Consider the following 19505-nt stretch of genomic DNA (forward strand, 5'->3'; position numbering starts at 1 on the left):
CGCTGGCGCCGGCGTCGCGGGGCTTTCGCTCGCCGCCGCGCTGAAACAGGCCTTGGGCCGCGGCGCGAATATTCTGGTCGTCGATCCCGGCATGGGCGAGCGGGAGGGCCGCGAGCGCGCCAGCGCCATCGCGCCGGGGTCGCGCCGCATGTTCGAGCGGATCGGCGCGTGGGAGGCGATCGCGCCGCTCGCCGAACCGATCCTGCAAATGGCCGTCATGGACGGGGGCGTGCGCGACGCGGTGCGTCCCGTCCAGATGCGTTTCGATGAAATGGACGGCGAGCCGCTCGCCCATATGGCGATGAACGACGATGTCGTCGCCGGCCTGCTGAATTTGTGCCAGCGCCTCGGCGTCGAATGCGTTCGGGCGTCGATCGCCGGCTTTGCGCCGCGCCGCTACGCTCTCGAAACGCTGATCGACGGCGCGCCCTCGGCGTTGGCGCGCCTGCTGATAGCGGCCGATGGCGCGCGCTCGCCGCTGCGGACCTTCGCCGAAATAGGCACGGTCGGCTGGGACTATGGCCAGTCGGCTATCGTCGCCACCATCGCCCATGAGCGCGACCATCACGGGCGCGCCGAACAGCATTTTCTGCCCGCTGGTCCTTTCGCCATGCTGCCGTTGCGCGGGCGCCGCTCCAGCATCGTCTGGAATGAGGCGAGCGAGGAAGCCAAAATGCTGATCGCCCTTGAGCCCGGCGATTTCAAGCGCGAACTCGAATATCGGTTCATGCATCGGCTCGGCGAGATCGAACCGGTCTCGCGCCTGCGCTCTTTCCCCTTAGGCTTTCGCGTCGCGCGCCGCTTCGTCGGCCCTCGCCTGGCGCTGGTTGGCGACGCGGCTCATCTCGTTCATCCCCTGGCCGGACAGGGCCTCAACCTCGGACTCCGCGACGTGGCGGCGCTGGCGGAGATCGTCGCCCGGCCGATGCGGCTTGGCCTCGATCCGGGCGGGCCGGAGATTCTCGCCGAATTCGAGCGGGCGCGGCGCTTCGATGTCGCAGCGAGCGGGCTCGGTATGGATGCGATGAACAGGCTTTTTTCGAACGATGTCGCGCCTTTGCGCGCGATGCGCGATTTCGGGTTGCGGCTCGTCGACCGCTCGCCGGCGCTCAAACGCGCTTTCATCGAAGAGGCGGGCGGCGCGCGCGGCGCGGCGCCGAACCTGCTGCGCGGGCTTGCCATCTGACTGGAGTTTTGACACGTGGAAGACAAAGCCGAATGGAGCGCGCGCACGCTCGCCGCGCAAGCCCTGGGCCGCATCGACGAAAAGACACGCGCGATCGTGCCGCCGCTGCATGTCGCGACAACATTCATTCGCGATCCCGACAATCTCTATCGCAGCGGCAATATTTATGGCCGCGCCGACAATGAGACGGTGCGCGAGGGCGAAGCGATCGTCGCCGCCCTGGAAGGCGCACCGTCCGCGCTGCTGTTCGGCTCGGGCATGTCGGCGGCGATCGCGCTGTTTCTCGGGCTTGGCCCAGGCGCGCATGTCGTGGCGCCCAAGGTCATGTATTGGTCGCTGCGCAATTGGCTGGTCAATGAGGCGCCCGCCCATGGCGTCGCGGTCGATCTCGCCGACGCCGACGACCTCAACGCGATCGCCGCCGCGATAAAGCCGGGCCGAACAAAGCTGATCTGGCTGGAGACGCCGAGCAATCCGCTTTGGGGCGTCAGCGACATCGCCGGCGCGGCGCGTTTGGCGCATGGCGTCGGCGCGAAGCTCGCCGTCGATTCGACTTGCGCGACGCCGGTCTTCACCAAGCCGCTTGCGCTCGGCGCCGATGTCGTGATGCATTCGGCGACCAAATATCTCAACGGCCATTCCGACGTCCTCGCTGGCGCATTGGCCTTCGCCAGCGACGATTCCCTGGCGGCGCGAATCCGGCAAATCCGCGCGGCGCATGGCATGATCCTCGGGCCCTTTGAGGCCTATCTGTTGATCAGGGGCATGCGCACGCTGGATTTGCGCGTTCGCGCCGCGGCGGCGAGCGCCTTTGAACTCGCCCAGCGGCTCTCGAACCATTCCGCTGTCAGCGCGGTTCTTTATCCAGGCCTGCCTCACCATCCCAATCACGAAATCGCGCGGCGCCAGATGGTCGGGGGATTTGGCGGCATGTTGTCGGTGCGCGTTCGCGACGGCGAAGCCGCGGCGATCGCGACGGCGGCGCGCGTGCGTCTGTGGAAGCGCGCGACGTCGCTCGGCGGCGTCGAAGCGCTGATCGAGCACCGCGCTTCCGTCGAAGGCCCGACCTCGCCATGCCCGCCGGATCTGTTGCGGCTGTCGGCGGGCATCGAGGATGTGGAGGATCTCTGGCGCGATCTTGACCAGGCGCTGCGCCCATAGGCGGCGTTCGCACCCTCAAGCCCGCCAGGGGAAAGTCCAGGTCTCCGTGAGAGCGCGGTTGGCGCCTTTGAGAAACACGCGCAGGTCGCAGGACTGGCCGGGATCGATTTGCACGTCGATGGCGGCGCGAAAACCGCGCACATGGGCGTTCGGGGCGAGGAATGAGCGTGTGATGCGCCCGGCCGACGTGGTCGGCACGATCTCGACCAGCGTGGGGTCGCTGAGGAAGTAGGCGAGGTCGCCGCCCGAGAAATCGATCAGGAAGCGCGTTGCGCCCGGCGCCAGCACTTCGGCCGAGCCCAGCGCATGCGGGTGCGTACGGTAGGTGCTGATCGCGCGCGCGCCCGGCGTCAGGCGGGCGTCGTTCATCAGCGCCGTAATCCGGTAGCCGTAGGTCAGCATGCGGCCGGGCGCCACCGTTTCCTTGGGCGTCCAGGACGCCACGATATTGTCGTTGGTCTCGTCGCTGGTGGGCAGTTCGACAAGGCTGATCTGGCCATCGCCCCAGCCCTCGCGCGGCTCGACCCAATAGCTTGGCCGCAACTCATAGGCGAGATCGAGATCCTGATAATGCTCGAAACTGCGATCGCGCTGGAGGAGGCCGAAGCCGCGCGCATCCTTGTCGAGAAAGGTCGAGACCGCCGGCTGGGCGGGATTGCTGAGCGGGCGCCAGATCCATTCGCCCGAGCCCGCATGGATCAGCAGCCCGTCCGAATCATGCAGTTCGGTGCGGAAGTCGTCATCGAAGCGACGATCGTTCTTTCCGGCCAGAAACATCGAGGAGAGCGGCGCCATGCCGAGTGTCGCGATGGCGCGGCGGGCGAATAGCGTCGCGGTGACCTCGACGCTTGTGTCCATGCCGGGATAAATCTCGAAACGGAAGGCGCCGGTCGCCGATTCGCCGTCCAGCAGGCCGTGAACGACGGCGCGCTCGGCGCCAGCCGCCGGCGTCTCGATCCAGAATTCGCGAAAGAATGGAAATTCTTCCTGCCCGCCCGCGTTGATGGCGAGCCCCCGCGCGGAAAGCCCGTAACGCTGGCCGCGGCCGAGAAACCGGAAATAGCTCGCGCCAAGGAAGGCGATCACCTCGTCCATGACATGAGGGGCGTTCAGCGGGTAATGCAGGCGAAAGCCGGCAAAGCCCAGATTGATCGGCAGCGCGCCTTCGATCTTGTTATGTCCGTAGTCGAACAGATTGGCCGCGTAAGGCACGGGCAAAGCCAGTCCGTCGCGCAAAATATTGACCGTCACCGGCCGTTTATAGAGATGGCCAAGATGGAACAGTTCGAGCCGGAACGGGCCGCCCGCCTCCAGCAGGGGCTTGTCGGACTTGAAGCGAATGTCGCGCCAGGCGTCGAAATCGAGGTGGGCCAGGCTGTCGGGAAGCGCGGGAATCTGGGCGTCGAATGGCGCGCCGGCCAGATCGCGCGCGCGCTTGACGACATCCTCATAGCCGAACGAAGGGGGCGCCTTGGCGGGATCGGCGCTCTGCTGGGCCATGGCCGGCGCAAGCCCGCTCGAAGCGGCGACAATTCCGGCGAGCAGCGTGCGTCGATTGATGTCCTGCATGGGATCCGGTCGATTGAGAGAGGATGAATGGACTATCGCGGCCGGCGCGAGGGAGCGACTTTTGTTTGCGGGCGCCGCCCGTCCTCAGGGCGGCGGGACGAACCCTCGCCCCGTCCCGACGACAGCGGCGACCCCGACCGTGAGATTATTGGTGACCGCATAATCGACGCCCGCGCCGATGACGCCGCTGGCGCTCAGATTCGTTCCGCCGTTGAAAAGATTATTGGCCGAATCGGTCGCGCTCAAATACCCGGCGCCCGGGTTCGCATTGGGTTTGGCCAAAGCGATGCCCGTCGTCACATAGGGCGTGAAGCGCCCCATTTCGTAGCCGACCTTGGCGCTCACTTCGGCATAATCATAGCCCTTGAAGGGGCTATGCTGGATCGAGAATGGCGCGAAACCCGTCGACGCCTGGACGCCCAGCACCAGATTATTGTCGAAATGGCGATCGTATCCGACATAGGCGCCGCCGCCGACGAGCCCTTTGGAGCCTTTGCCGCCCGTGGAAAAGAAAATATCGCTGCCGACATAGAGCCCCTTCCAGACGGAAGGCGGCGGCTCCTGCGGCGTCATAGCGAAAGAGGCCTGCGGGTCGACAGCGAGCGAAGGGAGGGTCTGGGTCGTCGAATCGGCCGCCTGCGCGGCCGAGCCGAGCGCCAAAAGCGCGGCAAGAAGAACCGACCTCATCGCCAACATTCCCCGCCGTTCCCGCATCAAAGCCATTACGCCACTATATTGAACATCACACTGCGGCGTCAAAAGGGCGATTGATATCTCACCTTTCGCGACCGAATGGGCTGTCGTGAATCAAGGCTCTTCTCGCTCGCCGAAATGAGACTCGATGTCTCTATGCCCTTCGAGAATGTTCACGACCTCGAATCGGTCGGCGACATAGCGAAAGAAAATCACATAGCCCTTGTAGGGGCCATCGTGGAATCTGTTCCAAAACGCACTCTAAGGAATTGAGCGCGGGCTCAAACCGTCGGCGAGTAGTCGTCGGACAGAAGTGCGTCCGATATTGAGCTGTTTGGAAATGGCAGATTTGCTCAGACCGTTTCGTGCGAGTTCGCGGATTTCGTGGGCTTTGGCGACGAGTTTAGCGGGCCTGCCGTGAGGGCGGCCTTCTTTGCGGGCTTGGGCGATTCCGGCTTTCACCCGGTCCCGGAGAATGTCGCGCTCGAATTCGGCGAACACCGCCAGCATGCCGGCGAACGCCCGTCCGCTCGGCGTCGTTAGGTCGAGCGCCTCGCTCAGCGAGACGAACCCAACTTTGAGGGTCGTCAGTTCCTCCAAGGTGGCGATGAGGTCGACGAGCGAGCGGCCCCAGCGATCGAGCCGCCATACGACGATGACGTCGATTTCCTTCCGACGGGCGGCGCGCAGCAATTCTTCGCGGCGCGGACGGGTCTTTGCGCCGGAGCCGACTTCCTCGACTGTTAGCGCGATCGTCCAGCCCTTGCGTCCGGCATAGGCGCGCATCGCTTCGAGCTGCATGGGCAGTGTTTGCTGATCGTGGGTCGACACCCTGGCGTAGATGGCGACTTGCTCGGTTTCGACCCTGGCCAAAAACCCCTCCAAATCGAAGCGGCGAAAGTCCCGTGTTTGCGGGGCTTTTCGCGCGTGATTGCTGCATGGCCTAAAACTATAGTTTATGGTCGTATCCGTAAAGACAAAAACGCCATGCCTCCTCGCCATATCCTCTCGCCACAGGCGCGCGCCGCGCTATTCGATCCGCCGACTGAGCCGACGGCGATCGTGCGCCACTACACACTCTCGCCCGAAGACTTGGCATTGATTCGCGAACGTCGTCGCGCCGCCAACCGGCTCGGGTTCGCGATCCATCTCGCCTTCTTGAAATTTCCAGGCCGCGTCATCGGAGTCGATGAAATGCCGCCACCTGATATGTTGGCTTTCATCGCGGCGCAGTTGGGAGACGACGCCAAGGCGTTCGAAGACTACGCGCAACGGCAGCAAACTCGCCGCGCGCATCTGGGCGAACTTCAGACCTATCTCGCAGTCCGCTCCTTTGATCGCGATGACAAACGCGCGGTGGCTCATGTCGCCCTCGACCAAGCCATAGGTTCGGATCGCGGCGACGCGATCGTATCCGCGATGATCGAATATTTGCGCGAGCGGCATGTTCTGCTTCCCGCCGCCGTCACCTTGGAAAAGATCGCCTTGGCGGCGCGCGCCCTCGCCCGCAAGCGTGCCCACAGGAGCCTCGCCGAAGGTCTGTCGCCAGACATGATTGCAGGATTGGAAGCGTTGCTCGCCGTCGCCGATGGCGAAGACCGCACGCCGCTTGCTTGGCTGCGGGAATGGCCGGAAGCGCCGCGCCAGAGAAATCTCGTCGCGCTCGTCAAACGGCTTGAGGCCGTTCGCAAGCTCGGTATCGGCGCTGACCGCGAGAAACGCATTCACCGCGCGCGCTACGCTGCAATCGCGCGGGAAATCGCCATCCTCGTCCCCCGCGACATTTCGCGTTTCGACGCGCCGCGTCGTCTGGCGACCCTGGTCGTGTTCGCACGCGAGATGGAGGCCGTTCTCAGCGATGCCGCGCTCGTCATGTTCGACAAGATGCTCGGCTCTGTCTTCCGGCGCGCCGATCGTGCCCACAAGGACAATGTGGTCGATCGCGCAAAAAACGCTCGACGCATCGGCGCGCTCCCTGCTCGGCATGGCCAAGGCTATGCTCGCGGCCAAAGAATCCGGACAGGATCAAATCGACGCCGTCGAAACCGCACTCGGATGGGACCGCCTGAAAACCCTGGTGTCCGAGGCCGATGGAGCGATTGCCGATACGCGCCCCGATAATCTCCGCGAGATCGTCGAGCGCTATGCAAGCGTGCGGCGCATGTCGCCCGTCGTGCTCGGCGCTTTTGCGTTCCGATCGTGGAAAGACAACGATCCGTTGCTCGCCGCGCTCGATGTCGTGCGCGAGCTTCATGCGAACGATGCGAAGAAACTCCGGCCGCATCCGCCGACAGGTTTTCTACGGCCGGTGTGGCGCAAGCTCGTCAAGACGGACGCCGGCGTCGACCGCAGGGCCTATGAAGTCGCGGTCATGACTGCATTGCGCGAGCGGCTGCAATCGGGCGATGTTTGGGTTGAAGGCAGCCGCGCCTTCCGCGCCTTCGACGACTTTCTGTTGCCGAGCGACGCTTTCCAGAACCGTAGAAGCGCGGGCGAATTGGGCCTCGCCGTTCCCGATCGTTTCGAGGGTTGGCGCGAAGAGAAAACCAAGCGTCTGGAAACACGCCTGCGCGAGGTCGATGCGCTCGCCGCCGCCGGCGAATTGACCGAGGCCTCGCTTACGGAAGAGGGGTTGTCAATCAGCCCGATTCGTAAGGTCGAAAACGAGGCGGCGGACGGGCTTGTCCGCCGGCTCTACGCGATGCTGCCGCGCTTGCGCATCACCGAGCTTTTGGCGGAAGTCCATGGCTGGACGGGCTTTGCCGATTGTTTCGCGCATCTGCGCACCGGCGCGCCGCCGGACGATGCGCGCGCCTTGATGACGGCCGTGCTCGCCGACGCCACCAATCTCGGCTTGACGCGCATGGCGCGCAGCGCCGGCGAATTCAGCCATTCCCGGCTGTTGTGGATCGCCGAATGGCATGTACGCGACGAAACCTATCAGGCCGCGCTCGCCTGTATCGTCGAGGCCATTCACGCGCAGCCGTTCACGGGCGTTTGGGGCGACGGCGACACGTCATCGTCGGATGGCCAGTTCTTCCGCGCCGGCGGCCATGGCGAGGCGCGCGCCGATTACAACGCCAAATACGGCTCTGAGCCGGGCGTCAAATTCTACACCCATGTCTCCGATCGCTACGCGCCGTTCTATTCCAAGGTCATCGCCGCCAACGCCAGCGAAGCCGCCCACGTTCTCGACGGGCTGATGCATCATGAAAGCTCGATCGACGTTCGCGAGCACTACACCGACACCGCTGGCGCGATCGATCACGTGTTCGGCCTTTGCCACCTGTTAGGGTTCCGCTTCGCGCCGCGCATCCGCGATCTCGCCGACCGCAGGCTCTATGTCGTGAGCGCCCGTGACGCTTACAAAGCGCTCGACCCTCTGATCGGAGGAACGATCGATCTGCGCGTCATCGCCGAAAACTGGGACGAAATCCTGCGCCTGACGGCTTCAATCAAGGCCGGCACTGTCGCGCCTTCGGCGATCATGCGCCGTCTGGCGGCTTATCCACGTCAGAACGCGCTCGCCAAGGCGCTCAAGGAAATCGGCCGTCTGGAACGCACACTGTTCACGCTCGACTGGATCAGCGACCCGGCTTTGCGTCGGCGAACCAATGCCGGGCTCAACAAGGGTGAGGCGCACCACGCCCTCAAGCGCGCCGTGTTCTTTCATCGCCTCGGCGAAATCCGCGATCGGACTTTCGAGAACCAGCGCAATCGCGCTTCCGGCCTCAATCTCGCCGTCGCCGCCATCATCCTCTGGAACACGGTCTATTTCGGCCGCGCCATCGAAGAGCTGCGCTCGCGCGGCGAAGCCATTCCCGACGAGCTTCTTGCTCACGCAGCCCCGCTCGGTTGGGAGCATATCGCCTTCAACGGCGATTATGTCTGGCCGGCGGGGTCGCTCGGAGACGCCTTCAGGCCATTACGAAATCCGCGCGCTGAGTTTCTCAGTGCGACTTAAGTTGTAGGATTTCGAACTGTTCAGGGATGGCTGTTTTTTCTTATGAGGACATCGTGAGGACATTTTGAGGAAATTGCGAGTGGGATATTGACAAATACCGAGGCGCGTCGTATGTGGAGGCGGGACCGGCAATGTGATTGCTGGGTCATAGGAGAGAAAGATGGATATCGCATCTATAGACTGTGGATTTGTCTTCGCCGTTGTTTGCGCCGGACCTCCCGTCGCTTGGAACGGCGTCGGCTACGCCCCGGTCGCCATCGCATCCGCCGGCTTCGGCGCGATCGTCGGTGTCTCTCCTGTGAAGAGTGTCTGCTCTTCGTTAGAAAAAGTGAGTGAAACCACAAGTTGGTGAGCTTGTCGGGTCACTTCACAGGAGAGTTGTAGAGCAGATACAGGATCAGACGGCTCGCTACCCTTAAAGGGCACGCGAAATGAGCCGCCGGATGAACGTTGGAAAAGAATTCGATATTGAGGTGAAGATCGAAGACGATCCGAAACCCAGCATATCGAAGAAAAAGCCGCGGCGAGTCGCGGTGGGTAAAGCCTTCGACGCCAAAGCTACCATCGGGCCAGCATCTCCCGAGAGTCAGGACGCGACAACACGAACGCAGATCGTGTGGTTCGTTTTTGCTATGGGTGCCATTTTCCTTTTTGGCGCGACCCTTCTTGGGCTCCGAGAAGGTCAATTCGGCGCGCTTGGTAGCGTTTGGAGCGTGGTGGGTCCCGCATACGGGGGTATTGCGGCATACTTTTTCAACGCTCATCGAAAAAGGTAGGTGTTTGTAAATTATGACAGTAGCAACAGAAAAGATCGAGAAGAATAAGCGGGTTCAGATGGACCTAAGCCAAAATTCATTCGATCGACTTAACCGCGTAAAAGATATGTCGGAAGCGGCTTCTTACACGGAAGTAATGAAAGACGCTCTGCGACTTTATGAATACGTCCTGGAGCAGGACCAAGAGGGGTCGAAATTTCTTGTAAAAACGGCCAACGGTGAAATATCAGAGATCAAGATATTCGCTTGAGCGACGAATTGTGTTGAAGCCGAAGCGGCAGCGGCGCTCTTGGCAGAGCCAAGGAGAACAACCGCGAGGGAACCCCGCCGAGCTCAAAAACCAATATCTTCGGTCTGCAAGGCGTCGGCAAAGGTCAAAGCGTGACCCGACTTCCTTGAAACCCTTAGGGTGCGTTTTGGAACAGATTCCACGATGACCCCTTGTAGGGAAAGCTTCTGATGTCCGCGCGAAGCTCGGGGCGGGCGCGGCCGATCGTGCTGTCGAGCGCCGCCAACTCATGGCACTTAGAGCGGAGTTTCCGCACAAAGGCTTCGCCAACGGAAACGCTTCCGCTGGCGTCGGCAAGATAGGTCAAAATTGAAAGAAAATCGGCGCGAACAGAAGCAAGGAACGTCGCCCGTCTCACGCGCCATGCCCCTTGCTCCTCAATTCGGCGCTCTTGGCGGCGATGGCCGCGTCAAGCTCTGCGTCGGTCACTTCGCCGCCAAGCGCAATCGAGGCGTCCAGCGTCGCGCGCAAAGCGACGAGTTTGGCTTCGCGTTCCTCGACGAGGCGCAATCCCTCGCGGACGACCTCGCTGGCGGAGCCGTAGCGTCCGTCTTTCACCACGCGGTCAACGAACCCCTGCCAACGATCCCCGATCGAAACATTCATGGCTGCTCCTCCTCTTGGGACACAGGCCACGATAGCATAAATTGCGCAGTTTGTGCTATCGATGATTGCTCCAGCGCAGAATCGGGATTCTAAGCATTTGAATAAGCCGCCGGGTTGGCGCATTCTCCATATCCGAAATGACAGACGTGTTTAGCTCGACAGTTTCGCTGTTAGCGCTGTTAGTCGCATTTCTCGCGCTCGGCCTCTCGGCACTCACGGCCTGGCTCACCTTGTTGCGAAAAGGTGAGATTCGGATGACGCAGCCTACAGTGATATATTTTGGCCCTGACGGCGGCTCCAAAGCCGACCGGGCGCCTTCGAAGGTATTTCTCCGCACTTTGCTTTTCTCGACCGGCAAACGAGGACATATTATCGAAAATATGTTTCTGCGGGTGCATCGCGGAGAAACGCGGCAGAACTTCAATGTTTGGGTGTATGGCGACAAAAATCTAAGCAGAGGGAGCGGTATATTCGTCCCCGAAACTGGCTTAGCAGCCAATCACCATTTTCTATTGCCGGCGGACGGAACCTTCTTTCAATTCTCAACCGGACAGTATGTTTTGGAAGTCTTCGTTACCGAGGTTGGAGCGCATCGTTCTCGGCTGCTATTTACAGTAAACCTCGAAATTACGCCTGAGAATTACAAAGAGTTCAGCCGACTCGGTCATGGGTTGTACTTCGACTGGGGTCCGGGGTCCAGACGCCGGGCGCTATTTCGCTCACGTTCGTACGCCGCCACAGACGGACCCTCCGGCATTTGTCCGCGAGATGTTCGCAGACGAAAAAATCTGAGGGGCTCATCTTCGAACTTAGCGCATGAAGTCGACTAAGATTCTCTGAGCGATAAGTTGCAATCGCTCCCCGCCAATAAACGCACGTGGCTGACAACAGTGATGCGCGCCGAATGCTGCCTTCTCGTCAGTCCTAAGCTTCCACGCTCTTCGCCCGCTCCGCCCGCTTGCGCTCGTTGGGGTCGAGGAACGTCTTGCGCAGACGGACGGATTTTGGCGTGACTTCGACCAGCTCGTCGTCCTGGATATAGGCGAGCGCCTTTTCCAGCGTCATCTGGATGGGCGGCGTCAGGCGCACCGCCTCATCTTTGGAATGAGTGCGGATGTTGGTGAGCTTCTTGCCCTTCAACACGTTCACTTCGAGATCGTTGTCTCTGCTGTGCTGGCCGACGATCATGCCCTGATAGACCTTCCAGCCGGGCTCGATCATCATCGGGCCGCGATCTTCGAGGTTCCACATGGCGTAGGCGACCGCTTCGCCCTTTTCGTTGGAAATGAGCACGCCGTTGCGCCGCCCGGCGATCTCCCCCTTCCAGGGGCCCCAGGCGTGGAACAGGCGGTTCATGATCGCCGTGCCGCGCGTGTCGGTGAGCAACTCGCCGAGATAGCCGATGAGGCCGCGCGTCGGCGCATGGAAGACCAGCCGCAGGCGATCGCCGCCCGAGGGGCGCATTTCGATCATCTCGCCCTTGCGCTCGGACATTTTCTGCACGACGACGCCCGAATGCTCCTCGTCGACGTCGATCACGACCTCCTCGATCGGCTCGAGCAATTCGCCCGCCTCGTCGCGCGAAAAGAGAACCTTGGGACGCGAAACGCCAAGCTCGAAGCCTTCGCGGCGCATCGTCTCGATCAGAATGGCGAGCTGCAATTCGCCGCGGCCCGAGACGATATAGGCGTCGGCATTGGCCGCCGATTCGACTTTCAGCGCGACATTGCCCTCAGCTTCTTTGAACAGACGATCGCGGATGACGCGGCTCGTCACCTTGTCGCCCTCGGTGCCGGCGAGTGGGCTGTCGTTGACGAGGAATGTCATCGACAAAGTGGGCGGATCGATCGGCTGCGCCTGCAGCGGCTCGGTGACGTCGATCGCGGCCAAGGTGTCGGCGACGTTGAATTTTTCGAGGCCGGCGATGGCGACGATATCGCCCGCTTCCGCCTCGTCGATCGGGGTGCGCTCGATGCCGCGGAAAGCGAGGATTTTCGAAACGCGTCCCTGCTCGACCAGATTGCCCAGACGGTCGAGCACTTTGACCGGGGCATTGGCCTTGATGGAGCCCGAGAAGATGCGGCCCGTGACGACGCGGCCGAGATAGGGATTGGCTTCGAGCAAAGTGCCCAGCATGCGAAAGCCGCCCTCGATGATTTTCGGCTCCTCGACATGTTTGAGAACGAGATCGAACAGCGGACCCATATTCTCCTTGGGACCATCGGGAGAATCGGCCATCCAGGCCTGTTTGGCCGAGCCGTAGATGATCGGAAAGTCGAGCTGCTCGTCGGTAGCGTCGAGCGCGGCGAACAGGTCGAAACATTCATTGACGACTTCGGTGACGCGCGCGTCGGGCTTGTCGACCTTGTTGATGCAGACGATGGGCTTCAGGCCGATCTTGAGCGCCTTGCCGACCACGAATTTGGTCTGCGGCATCGGGCCTTCGGAAGCATCGACAAGCACAATGGCGCCGTCGACCATCGACAGGATGCGCTCGACCTCGCCGCCAAAATCGGCATGGCCGGGCGTGTCGACGATGTTGATGCGCACATTCTTCCAGACGACCGAGGTCGCCTTGGCCAGAATGGTGATGCCGCGCTCGCGCTCTAGATCGTTGGAATCCATCACGCGTTCAGCGACGCGCTGGTTTTCGCGGAAGGCCCCCGATTGCTGGAGCAGGCGGTCGACGAGCGTGGTCTTGCCATGATCGACGTGGGCGATGATGGCGATATTGCGGAGTTTCATAGGTCGGGGCTTTCGAGGCGGCGCGTGTTGACTGGCGCGGCGAGCCGCGCGAATTCACTTGAGGCGGTGGTTACGGGAATGCGACGGCGCGCCGGCGATTCCCGCTGCCCCGTTCGATTTGTGCGGTGCAATACACGAAAATAATGGGGAAGGGAAGGGAGGGGTGAAGCGCCTCACCAGATGCGTGCGATCAAGCCGTCGAATATTGTGTCGGCGGAGACGAGAGGCAATCCGTAATGCATGGCGGTGGCCGCCAGAAAGCGGTCGAAGGGGTCGCGATGGCTCCAGGGCATAGCGCCGGCGTTCAACGCTATTTCAGGCCCCAGGCTTGCAACGGAACCCCCTTGTCTCCGCAAAATGTCAGGTAGCCGTTCTATCAACGGCTCTATTTGCGGCCATTTGCCGATACGCGCTTTTTGGGCGATTTCAAAAAACGAAATCGGGCTGACGAACACGGTCTCCGCGCTGTGGATGGCGGCTTGCGCTTTTTCGGACAAGGATTTGTCGCCAAGCATACTCCACGCCCAAGCATGGGTGTCGAGCAGAACGCCCCTCACGCGCCTTCCCAAGCGGCGAGCTCCTCCTCGCTCATCGGCTCGAAGAAATCAGGCGCCGGGCCGGACAATTGACCGGCCAGAATGCCGATTTCGAACGTGGGTTTGGCGATGGCCACGAGTTTAACAACCGGCTTGCTGCCTCTGGCGATAATGACTTCCTCGCCGGCGAGCGCCGCTTCGATCAGTTTCGAAAGATTGGTCTTCGCCGCGTGGATAGTGACTTGCATTTCGATCAGCCTCAAGCGCGCCGCCAAGTTAGCTAATCAACATGACTTAGTCAATCTAGCTAAACTGGTTGCCGAAGGTCTGCAATGCCGTCCTTCGCCCACAATGCACGCTCGGGAAATCGGATCGGGCGATCATACGCCTTGCGGACCGAGCTTCCGTGAGGGTCTCGCTTCTCCAAAAGATCAGGCGTCCCCACGCAGTCGATGCGGAGGACGCCATGATCTCAGCGGTCACTGACAGACATTGACTGGCTGGCGGCCCATATAATTGCCCCAACGATCGTAGGTCGGGCGATATTCGACGCAATTGTCCTCCGAGGCGGCCGAGGCGGCGATGGCGCCCGCGGCGAGGCCGAATACGCCGAGCGCGAGGCCCGGACCATAGAAGCCGTGATGGCCATGGAAGTGATGCGGCCAGGGGTTCGCCGAAGCGGGCGTCGAGCTGACGACCGCGAGGCCGAGGGTCAGAGCGGCGAGCGAAGCCGCGATCGTATTCTTGAGGGATGTGCGCATGACTTCGTCTCCACGTTTTGAGCGGCTCGCCGGTTCGGCGCCGCGATCTGTTGACGGCGATGGGTTACGGGACGGTCCGAGCCGGTTGCCGATGCGATCGGACGCGCGCCCTCATGGACGAGGGATCACAAGAGCGTGAGCCGTCCGCGTCGCAACGCGCGGGCCCTCGCCAATATTGGGCGCCGCGCGGCGCTTCTCGCGACGGTTATGGAGATCGTCTCTTGTCGCGATGGCGTCCGAACGAAGCTTTTCGAATCGCGGGCGCCGCGAAGAAGCGATGGATGAACCATGGGTGGATATCGACGACAGTAACTTAACTTGACGACTTGCTCCTGCTTATGTCCGTTGCGGTCTGGGTTCATAGTATTAAATACATATTTATTGGATATAGCATTCAATTCATCCAATATTATATAATATATCTAAGATTAAATAATATTTTATGTTTCTTGTATCAGGCAAAACTAAAGCATTATTTAGTTGATTGCGCGACGAATTACGGGAGATTTGGGCGAAGCCGTCGGGACGCCCACCGCATGCGAGAGCGATTCATTGGTTTTTCGCCAAATGGCGGCGCTCGCGACGATTTCGCGTTCGCATTCGTGTCGCCAGGCGCCATCGACGTGAACCGCGGCCGCCGCTTCAATTTCGCGACGCCGGGCCGCGACGACGCCAATGGGAGCGCGCGTGAGAATTGAGAAGAACGCGCCGGGTCAATTGCTGGTCAATGACGATCCGCGGAAGATTTTCAACGGGGATGGATCGTTCGATCTGCTGAAGAAGGCGCTTGTCAAGACCAGCGTGGAAACCGAGATCGAAGAGCGCCTCGTTCGCCAAGCGCACGAAAAAAGGCGCGGCCGCCGCAATCTCTATCCCAACAAGAGCGCCTTCGCTCAGGCCCCGCAGTCCTACGCCCGGACGCCGCGCGGCCGACAGGACGCTTCCAGTCGCGAACTGTCGGTGAGCGATCCCGGCAGGTTCCCGGGCGTTCATGAGAAGATATTGTCGATGTATGCGCGTGGCATGTCGGCGCGGGAAATTCAAAGCCATCTTTTCGAACTCTACGGGATCGATTTCTCGCAAGACACGATCGCGATGGCGATGGGCGCCGTTCCGGGAATGATCGCCGAATGGCAGGCCCGCCCTTTGGAGGCGGCTTACCCGCTGGTGTTTTTCGACTCCCTGCGCGTGAAAATTCGCGAAGAGGGGTTTGTGCGCAGCAAGGTGGTCTGCATCGCGCTCGGCATCCAGACGGACGGCGCCAAGGATATTCTGGGTTTATGGATCGAGAACGCCGAAGACGCCGGTTTCTGGCCGAGGGCGATGAATGAATTGAGGAGCCGAGGCGTCCGCGACGTGCTGATCGCCGTCGTGGACGGCTTGAAGGGCATTCCCGAAGCAATCAACGCCCTCTTTCCCCGGACCGTCGTTCAGGCCGGCATCGTCCATCTCATTCGTCATTCCCTCGATTTTCCCAACTGGGCGGAACGCAAAATCCTCGCAGGCGCATTGCAGACGATTTATGAGGCGCGGGACGCCGGCGCCGCCGAGGCCGCGCTCGACGCCTTCGCCGCCGGCCCCTGGGGAGAGAAATACCCGGCCATTGCGCAGAATTGGCGACGGAACTGGGCGCAAGTCGTCCCGTTTTTCGCGTTGCCCGAGGCCGTGCGGCGGATCATCTACGCCAGAAAGACGATTGAAGCGCTCAACGAAAAATTGCGCCGTGCGGCGCGCGCGCGGAGTCATTTTTCGAGCGACGAGGCCGCCCTTTTCCTCGTCCTGCGCAGCGCCGCGGGCGAATCGAAAATGCCGCCGCGCGAATGGAGCGAGGCGAGAATTCAATTGGCTGTCCTATTCGACGAGAGATTCGTCCCGGCGTAACAGCCCGATCGGCTCCGCGTTCCAGCCCAAGACTTCTCGCAGGCGTTCGTCGCTGAAATCACCGGTATCAATCGTCGGAACATTTGCGACAGGCGCTCTCCTGCATCGCGGAGATCTGCGTGTGGCGATTTGCGGCTTATCGTCAAATCGGATCGCCGCCGATCGTTTTGATCGCGCCAGTCCCTTCCATCCATGGCCCTCATGTGTTGCGTTCTGGCCACAGGAATGGCCAAAAGAAGGTGCGCGGACACAAACGGTCAGAGCCAATTTCGGCGGTCGCTGGCGGCTAATTCCGCGTCCGCGGCGGATATCGATCGGATTGGCCGCGGCCGCCGCAGACCGCCGCGCTCTTTCAGGCGACGCCCATAAGCGCCTCGGGCGCGGCGAAGATGTCGCAGGCGATGTCATCCAGATTAATCAAATGATATCTGGGCGTTGCGAGAAAAAATGATTCTAAATTTTAGTTTATTGTACTGTTTTTCTTGCCTAGGCAAAAGCCTGTGAGAAAGAAGCGTTTCCGAAATTAGCGTCTGGCAACGTCACTAAATTATATTTTATATTCAGGCTAATCGCGTACTTAAATTATTTTTTAATCTTCGCCAATTGTGGCGTATCTAAATCATAATTTAGTTGTGGGGGCGCCATACTGTGACAGATTTGCCCGGCGTCGTCAGGTGGCGCCTGGGCGCAAGGTTGATTCGAAGCGCCGCCAGCCGGAGATGAAAGCGCGACGCGGAAGCAATTGTTCAACAAGGGGGGAGGGGGCGCGCTGACACTTCGATGTGTCGTCGTCGCGATCCTCGGGGTCTCAAATGAGATCCTGATCAGCTCCCGCAGGTAATGGAGCCTATAAATGACTTATATGAAACTAGTTCTACTCAGTTCAGCTGCCGGCATTGTGGCGGTCGCCAGCGCCCAGGCTGCCGATCTTCCCACAAGGAAGGCCGCTCCTGCCGAATACGTCAAGATTTGCAACGTCGGCGGTATGGCCGGCTTCATCATCCCGGGCAGCGACACCTGCTTGAAGATCGGCGGCTACATCACCGCGCAGATCGAAGCGGGCAACACGACCAAGGGTTATACTTGGGCCCCGGTTGCCGGTGGGCCCGCCGGATCGCATAGCGGCTCTGCGTTGGTTTCGACGCCCGCCAGCCTGCATCCCGACTTTGGCTTCACGACCCGCGCCAATATCTCTTTGGACGCTCGCCAGAACACGTCTTACGGCGTGTTGCGCGGCTATGTTGAACTGCAGGTCGAAAACGGCAACGGCTTCGATACTGACGGCACCGGCTCCTATATCAATCTCGCTTACGTTCAATGGGCGGGCATCACGGCTGGTAAGGCTCCTTCGTTCTTCTCCTTCTTTGGCGGCGGCGAAGGCTGGGCGAACATTTTCTCGCCCGATCAGCAGGGCTTCAACCAGCCTGACGTGTTGGCTTACACCGCCACGTTCGGGGGCGGCTTCTCGGCGACGATCGCCATCCAGAGCCAGGGCCCGAATTCCTTCTCCGCGACCGGTCTTACGAATAACAGCTCTAGCGGCGGCGGCACGAACCAGAATGTCGACACGACGAACTACGGGCAGAGCACGCCCGATATCGTCGCCAACGTCCGCGTCGATCAGAGCTGGGGTTCGGCGCAATTGTCGGGCGTCGTCCATCAGGTGCATGTCTATGAAGCGGGCGCAACGCCTGGTCCGGGTGTCGCCACTTTCAGCGAGAACAAGTGGGGCTGGGCCATCGACGGCGGCGTGAAGTTCAACCTTCCGTCGTTTGGCGCTGGCGACAACGTCCAGCTCCAGGGCGTCTACTCCAAGAACGCCTTCTGGTATTCGGGCATTCCGGACGGCATGTGGGGTGAAAACGGCGCGGTCAATGGCAATGGTCTCGCCATGACGGCCGGCGACACCTATTTCGCCGGCACCGACGCCGCTGGAAACGCCGTGTGGTCGACGCCGACCGCATGGTCGATCGGAGGCACTTTCGAGCATCACTTCTCGCCGGTCTTCTCGATCGATCCGCAGGCCTCCTATGCGCAATTGCATTGGAGCGGTTCGCTTGGCGAGCTGTCATCCAACTCGGAGAGCTGGATCGTCGGCGCCGTGGCGCACTGGGATCCGGTCCCGCTTCTCGATTTCTCTTTCGAGTTGATGTACCAGAACACCCATCAGTCGACCCCCCTCAACTGGGGCACGACCGGAACGATCGATGGCGTTGCGTCGAGCTTCAAGAACAACACCGACGGCGTGGCTGGCCGCTTCTACATCACCCGCAACTTCTGATCGCTATCGCGCGGCGCCGACGGCGCCGCGCCTCGAATGCGGGTCCGGTTTCCTCCAAGATCGGACTCGCGTACGGCCGACCTGATTTTCCCCCAGCGGCCGCGCTCGCGGTCGGCCCTTCATGCACGAGGGCCGGCCGCACTCTTTCAAGACAGGGGGCGCTTCAATATCGGCAAGAGATTCGACACGCGCTTTATGTTTCGGCGCTGTTGGATTCGCCCACGCGCTCAGCCACGACAGGATTCTGGCGCATCACGCCCGCCAAGAATAATTCGACCGATGCGCGCACCCATGTTTCGATCTGTTCGGCGTTGACGCGAATTCCCAAATACGCCAGGCGCAGATTGCGATCGACCGCAAGACTCATGAATTGCTCGGCCGCCGTATCCAGATTTATCTGCCGAAGTTCGGCGCGGCGCCCGCGCAGGATCGTCGCTATCGCGTGAATGGCGGGCCTTCTTCCCACCTCGTCCACCAATCGCCCGAATTCAGGCCGACGCTGCGCCTCAGAGATAATCATGCGGTTGACGTTGATGGATTGCGGGGTCAACGCAAACGTCGTCAGGTAGCGTGCGAGCGCAAGCAAGGTCTCTTTCAACTCGCCTTGCTCGGATTGAAATTGATCGAGCGGGATCAGCCAACGATTGATCAGGTCACGCAAAATTGCGTTGAACAAGGCTGTCTTGTCGACATAGCGTGCATAAAGGGTGCGCTTCGATATTCGGGCCGCTTCGGCGACTGCGTCCATCGTCGTGCCCTCGAAGCCGAAGTGCAAAAACGTTTCCCCGGCAACGCGAAGAATATGCTCCTCGCGTTGTTCTAATTCTGAGGTTTTCGGGCGTCCCCCACAGCCGCGCCTATCCATTCGATTCGTCATCACATTATCGGGACCACTCTCGATCTCATCTTGATCTCCTCGCCCCAGACCCCATATGGAAACGGAACCGTGCCGTTTTCTTGGATCGCGTTCCCCGCGTCATGTTATTCCGAGAGATTCCAATGTCACGTCTTTTCCACCTGGTTCGGGCGGTCATGCTTCCGACCCCGTTCGCGTCCG

The 19505-nt window shown here is 61.0% G+C and carries 16 protein-coding genes and 1 pseudogene; 8 read left to right on the forward strand and 9 right to left on the reverse strand.

The window, feature by feature from the left end; all coding sequences use genetic code 11:
- Together GSQ90_RS06605 and GSQ90_RS06610 are read left to right on the forward strand one after the other, a co-directional pair.
- Positions 1–1186, forward strand: a 1186-nt coding sequence (locus GSQ90_RS06605) for an FAD-dependent monooxygenase (protein ID WP_158813965.1), incomplete at its 5' end; no start/stop codon positions are given.
- Positions 1187–1201: 15 nt separating this feature from the next.
- Positions 1202–2347 (forward strand): PLP-dependent aspartate aminotransferase family protein, encoded by a 1146-nt coding sequence (locus tag GSQ90_RS06610; RefSeq protein WP_158813966.1) that lies wholly within the window; start codon positions 1202–1204, stop codon positions 2345–2347.
- 15 nt (positions 2348–2362) lie between these two features.
- Here the strand turns inward: GSQ90_RS06610 and GSQ90_RS06615 are convergent, their stop codons facing one another.
- The 3 genes from GSQ90_RS06615 to GSQ90_RS06625 all read right to left on the reverse strand — a co-directional run bounded on the left by GSQ90_RS06615 (position 2363) and on the right by GSQ90_RS06625 (position 5482).
- Positions 2363–3916, reverse strand: a complete 1554-nt coding sequence (locus GSQ90_RS06615) for a glucan biosynthesis protein (RefSeq protein ID WP_158813967.1) — start codon at positions 3914–3916, stop codon at positions 2363–2365.
- A gap of 84 nt (positions 3917–4000) precedes the next feature.
- Entirely contained in the window at positions 4001–4603 is a 603-nt protein-coding gene (locus tag GSQ90_RS06620; RefSeq protein WP_158813968.1) for an outer membrane protein, read from the reverse strand.
- 267 nt (positions 4604–4870) lie between these two features.
- Complete coding sequence (locus GSQ90_RS06625) at positions 4871–5482, reverse strand: recombinase family protein (RefSeq protein WP_210254832.1); 612 nt, start codon at positions 5480–5482, stop codon at positions 4871–4873.
- Between the two features lie 114 nt (positions 5483–5596).
- Here GSQ90_RS06625 and GSQ90_RS32310 point away from each other — a divergent pair.
- The 4 genes and pseudogenes from GSQ90_RS32310 to GSQ90_RS06640 form a co-directional block, all read left to right on the forward strand.
- Positions 5597–6040, forward strand: a pseudogene (locus GSQ90_RS32310) (DUF4158 domain-containing protein); the annotation flags it as partial.
- A gap of 565 nt (positions 6041–6605) precedes the next feature.
- Positions 6606–8573: a Tn3 family transposase gene (locus GSQ90_RS06630; protein WP_246731467.1), complete on the forward strand. Its 1968-nt coding sequence runs from the start codon at positions 6606–6608 to the stop codon at positions 8571–8573.
- Between the two features lie 160 nt (positions 8574–8733).
- A complete protein-coding gene (locus tag GSQ90_RS06635) occupies positions 8734–8925 on the forward strand; it encodes a hypothetical protein (RefSeq protein WP_158813970.1) in 192 nt (63 codons plus the stop codon).
- 91 nt (positions 8926–9016) lie between these two features.
- The gene (locus GSQ90_RS06640; RefSeq protein ID WP_158813971.1) at positions 9017–9349 is read left to right on the forward strand and encodes a hypothetical protein; all 333 of its coding nucleotides are present in this window, start codon (positions 9017–9019) and stop codon (positions 9347–9349) included.
- A gap of 643 nt (positions 9350–9992) precedes the next feature.
- Here GSQ90_RS06640 and GSQ90_RS06650 read toward each other — a convergent pair.
- From GSQ90_RS06650 to GSQ90_RS06670, 5 genes are all read right to left on the reverse strand, one after another.
- Positions 9993–10244, reverse strand: coding sequence for a type II toxin-antitoxin system ParD family antitoxin (locus tag GSQ90_RS06650; RefSeq protein ID WP_158813973.1), 252 nt, complete (start codon positions 10242–10244; stop codon positions 9993–9995).
- 924 nt (positions 10245–11168) lie between these two features.
- The gene (gene typA / locus GSQ90_RS06655; RefSeq protein ID WP_158813974.1) at positions 11169–12989 is read right to left on the reverse strand and encodes a translational GTPase TypA; all 1821 of its coding nucleotides are present in this window, start codon (positions 12987–12989) and stop codon (positions 11169–11171) included.
- 173 nt (positions 12990–13162) lie between these two features.
- Entirely contained in the window at positions 13163–13546 is a 384-nt protein-coding gene (locus GSQ90_RS06660) for a type II toxin-antitoxin system VapC family toxin (protein ID WP_158813975.1), read from the reverse strand.
- Positions 13543–13773, reverse strand: coding sequence for a type II toxin-antitoxin system Phd/YefM family antitoxin (locus GSQ90_RS06665; RefSeq protein ID WP_158813976.1), 231 nt, complete (start codon positions 13771–13773; stop codon positions 13543–13545). Before GSQ90_RS06665 ends, GSQ90_RS06660 begins: the two co-directional genes overlap by 4 nt.
- Before the next feature lie 231 nt (positions 13774–14004).
- Positions 14005–14286, reverse strand: coding sequence for a hypothetical protein (locus GSQ90_RS06670; protein WP_158813977.1), 282 nt, complete (start codon positions 14284–14286; stop codon positions 14005–14007).
- Between the two features lie 675 nt (positions 14287–14961).
- Between GSQ90_RS06670 and GSQ90_RS06675 the strand changes: the two genes are divergently transcribed.
- Positions 14962–16167, forward strand: coding sequence for an IS256 family transposase (locus tag GSQ90_RS06675; protein ID WP_158813978.1), 1206 nt, complete (start codon positions 14962–14964; stop codon positions 16165–16167).
- 853 nt (positions 16168–17020) lie between these two features.
- On the forward strand, positions 17021–18448 hold the full coding sequence (locus GSQ90_RS06680) for a porin (protein WP_158813979.1): 1428 nt from the start codon (positions 17021–17023) through the stop codon (positions 18446–18448).
- 193 nt (positions 18449–18641) lie between these two features.
- Here the strand turns inward: GSQ90_RS06680 and GSQ90_RS06685 are convergent, their stop codons facing one another.
- Positions 18642–19313: a TetR/AcrR family transcriptional regulator gene (locus tag GSQ90_RS06685; RefSeq protein WP_158813980.1), complete on the reverse strand. Its 672-nt coding sequence runs from the start codon at positions 19311–19313 to the stop codon at positions 18642–18644.
- Positions 19314–19505: the final 192 nt, after the last annotated feature.

Source organism: Methylocapsa sp. S129, from assembly GCF_009765995.1.
GTDB lineage: Bacteria > Pseudomonadota > Alphaproteobacteria > Rhizobiales > Beijerinckiaceae > Roseiarcus.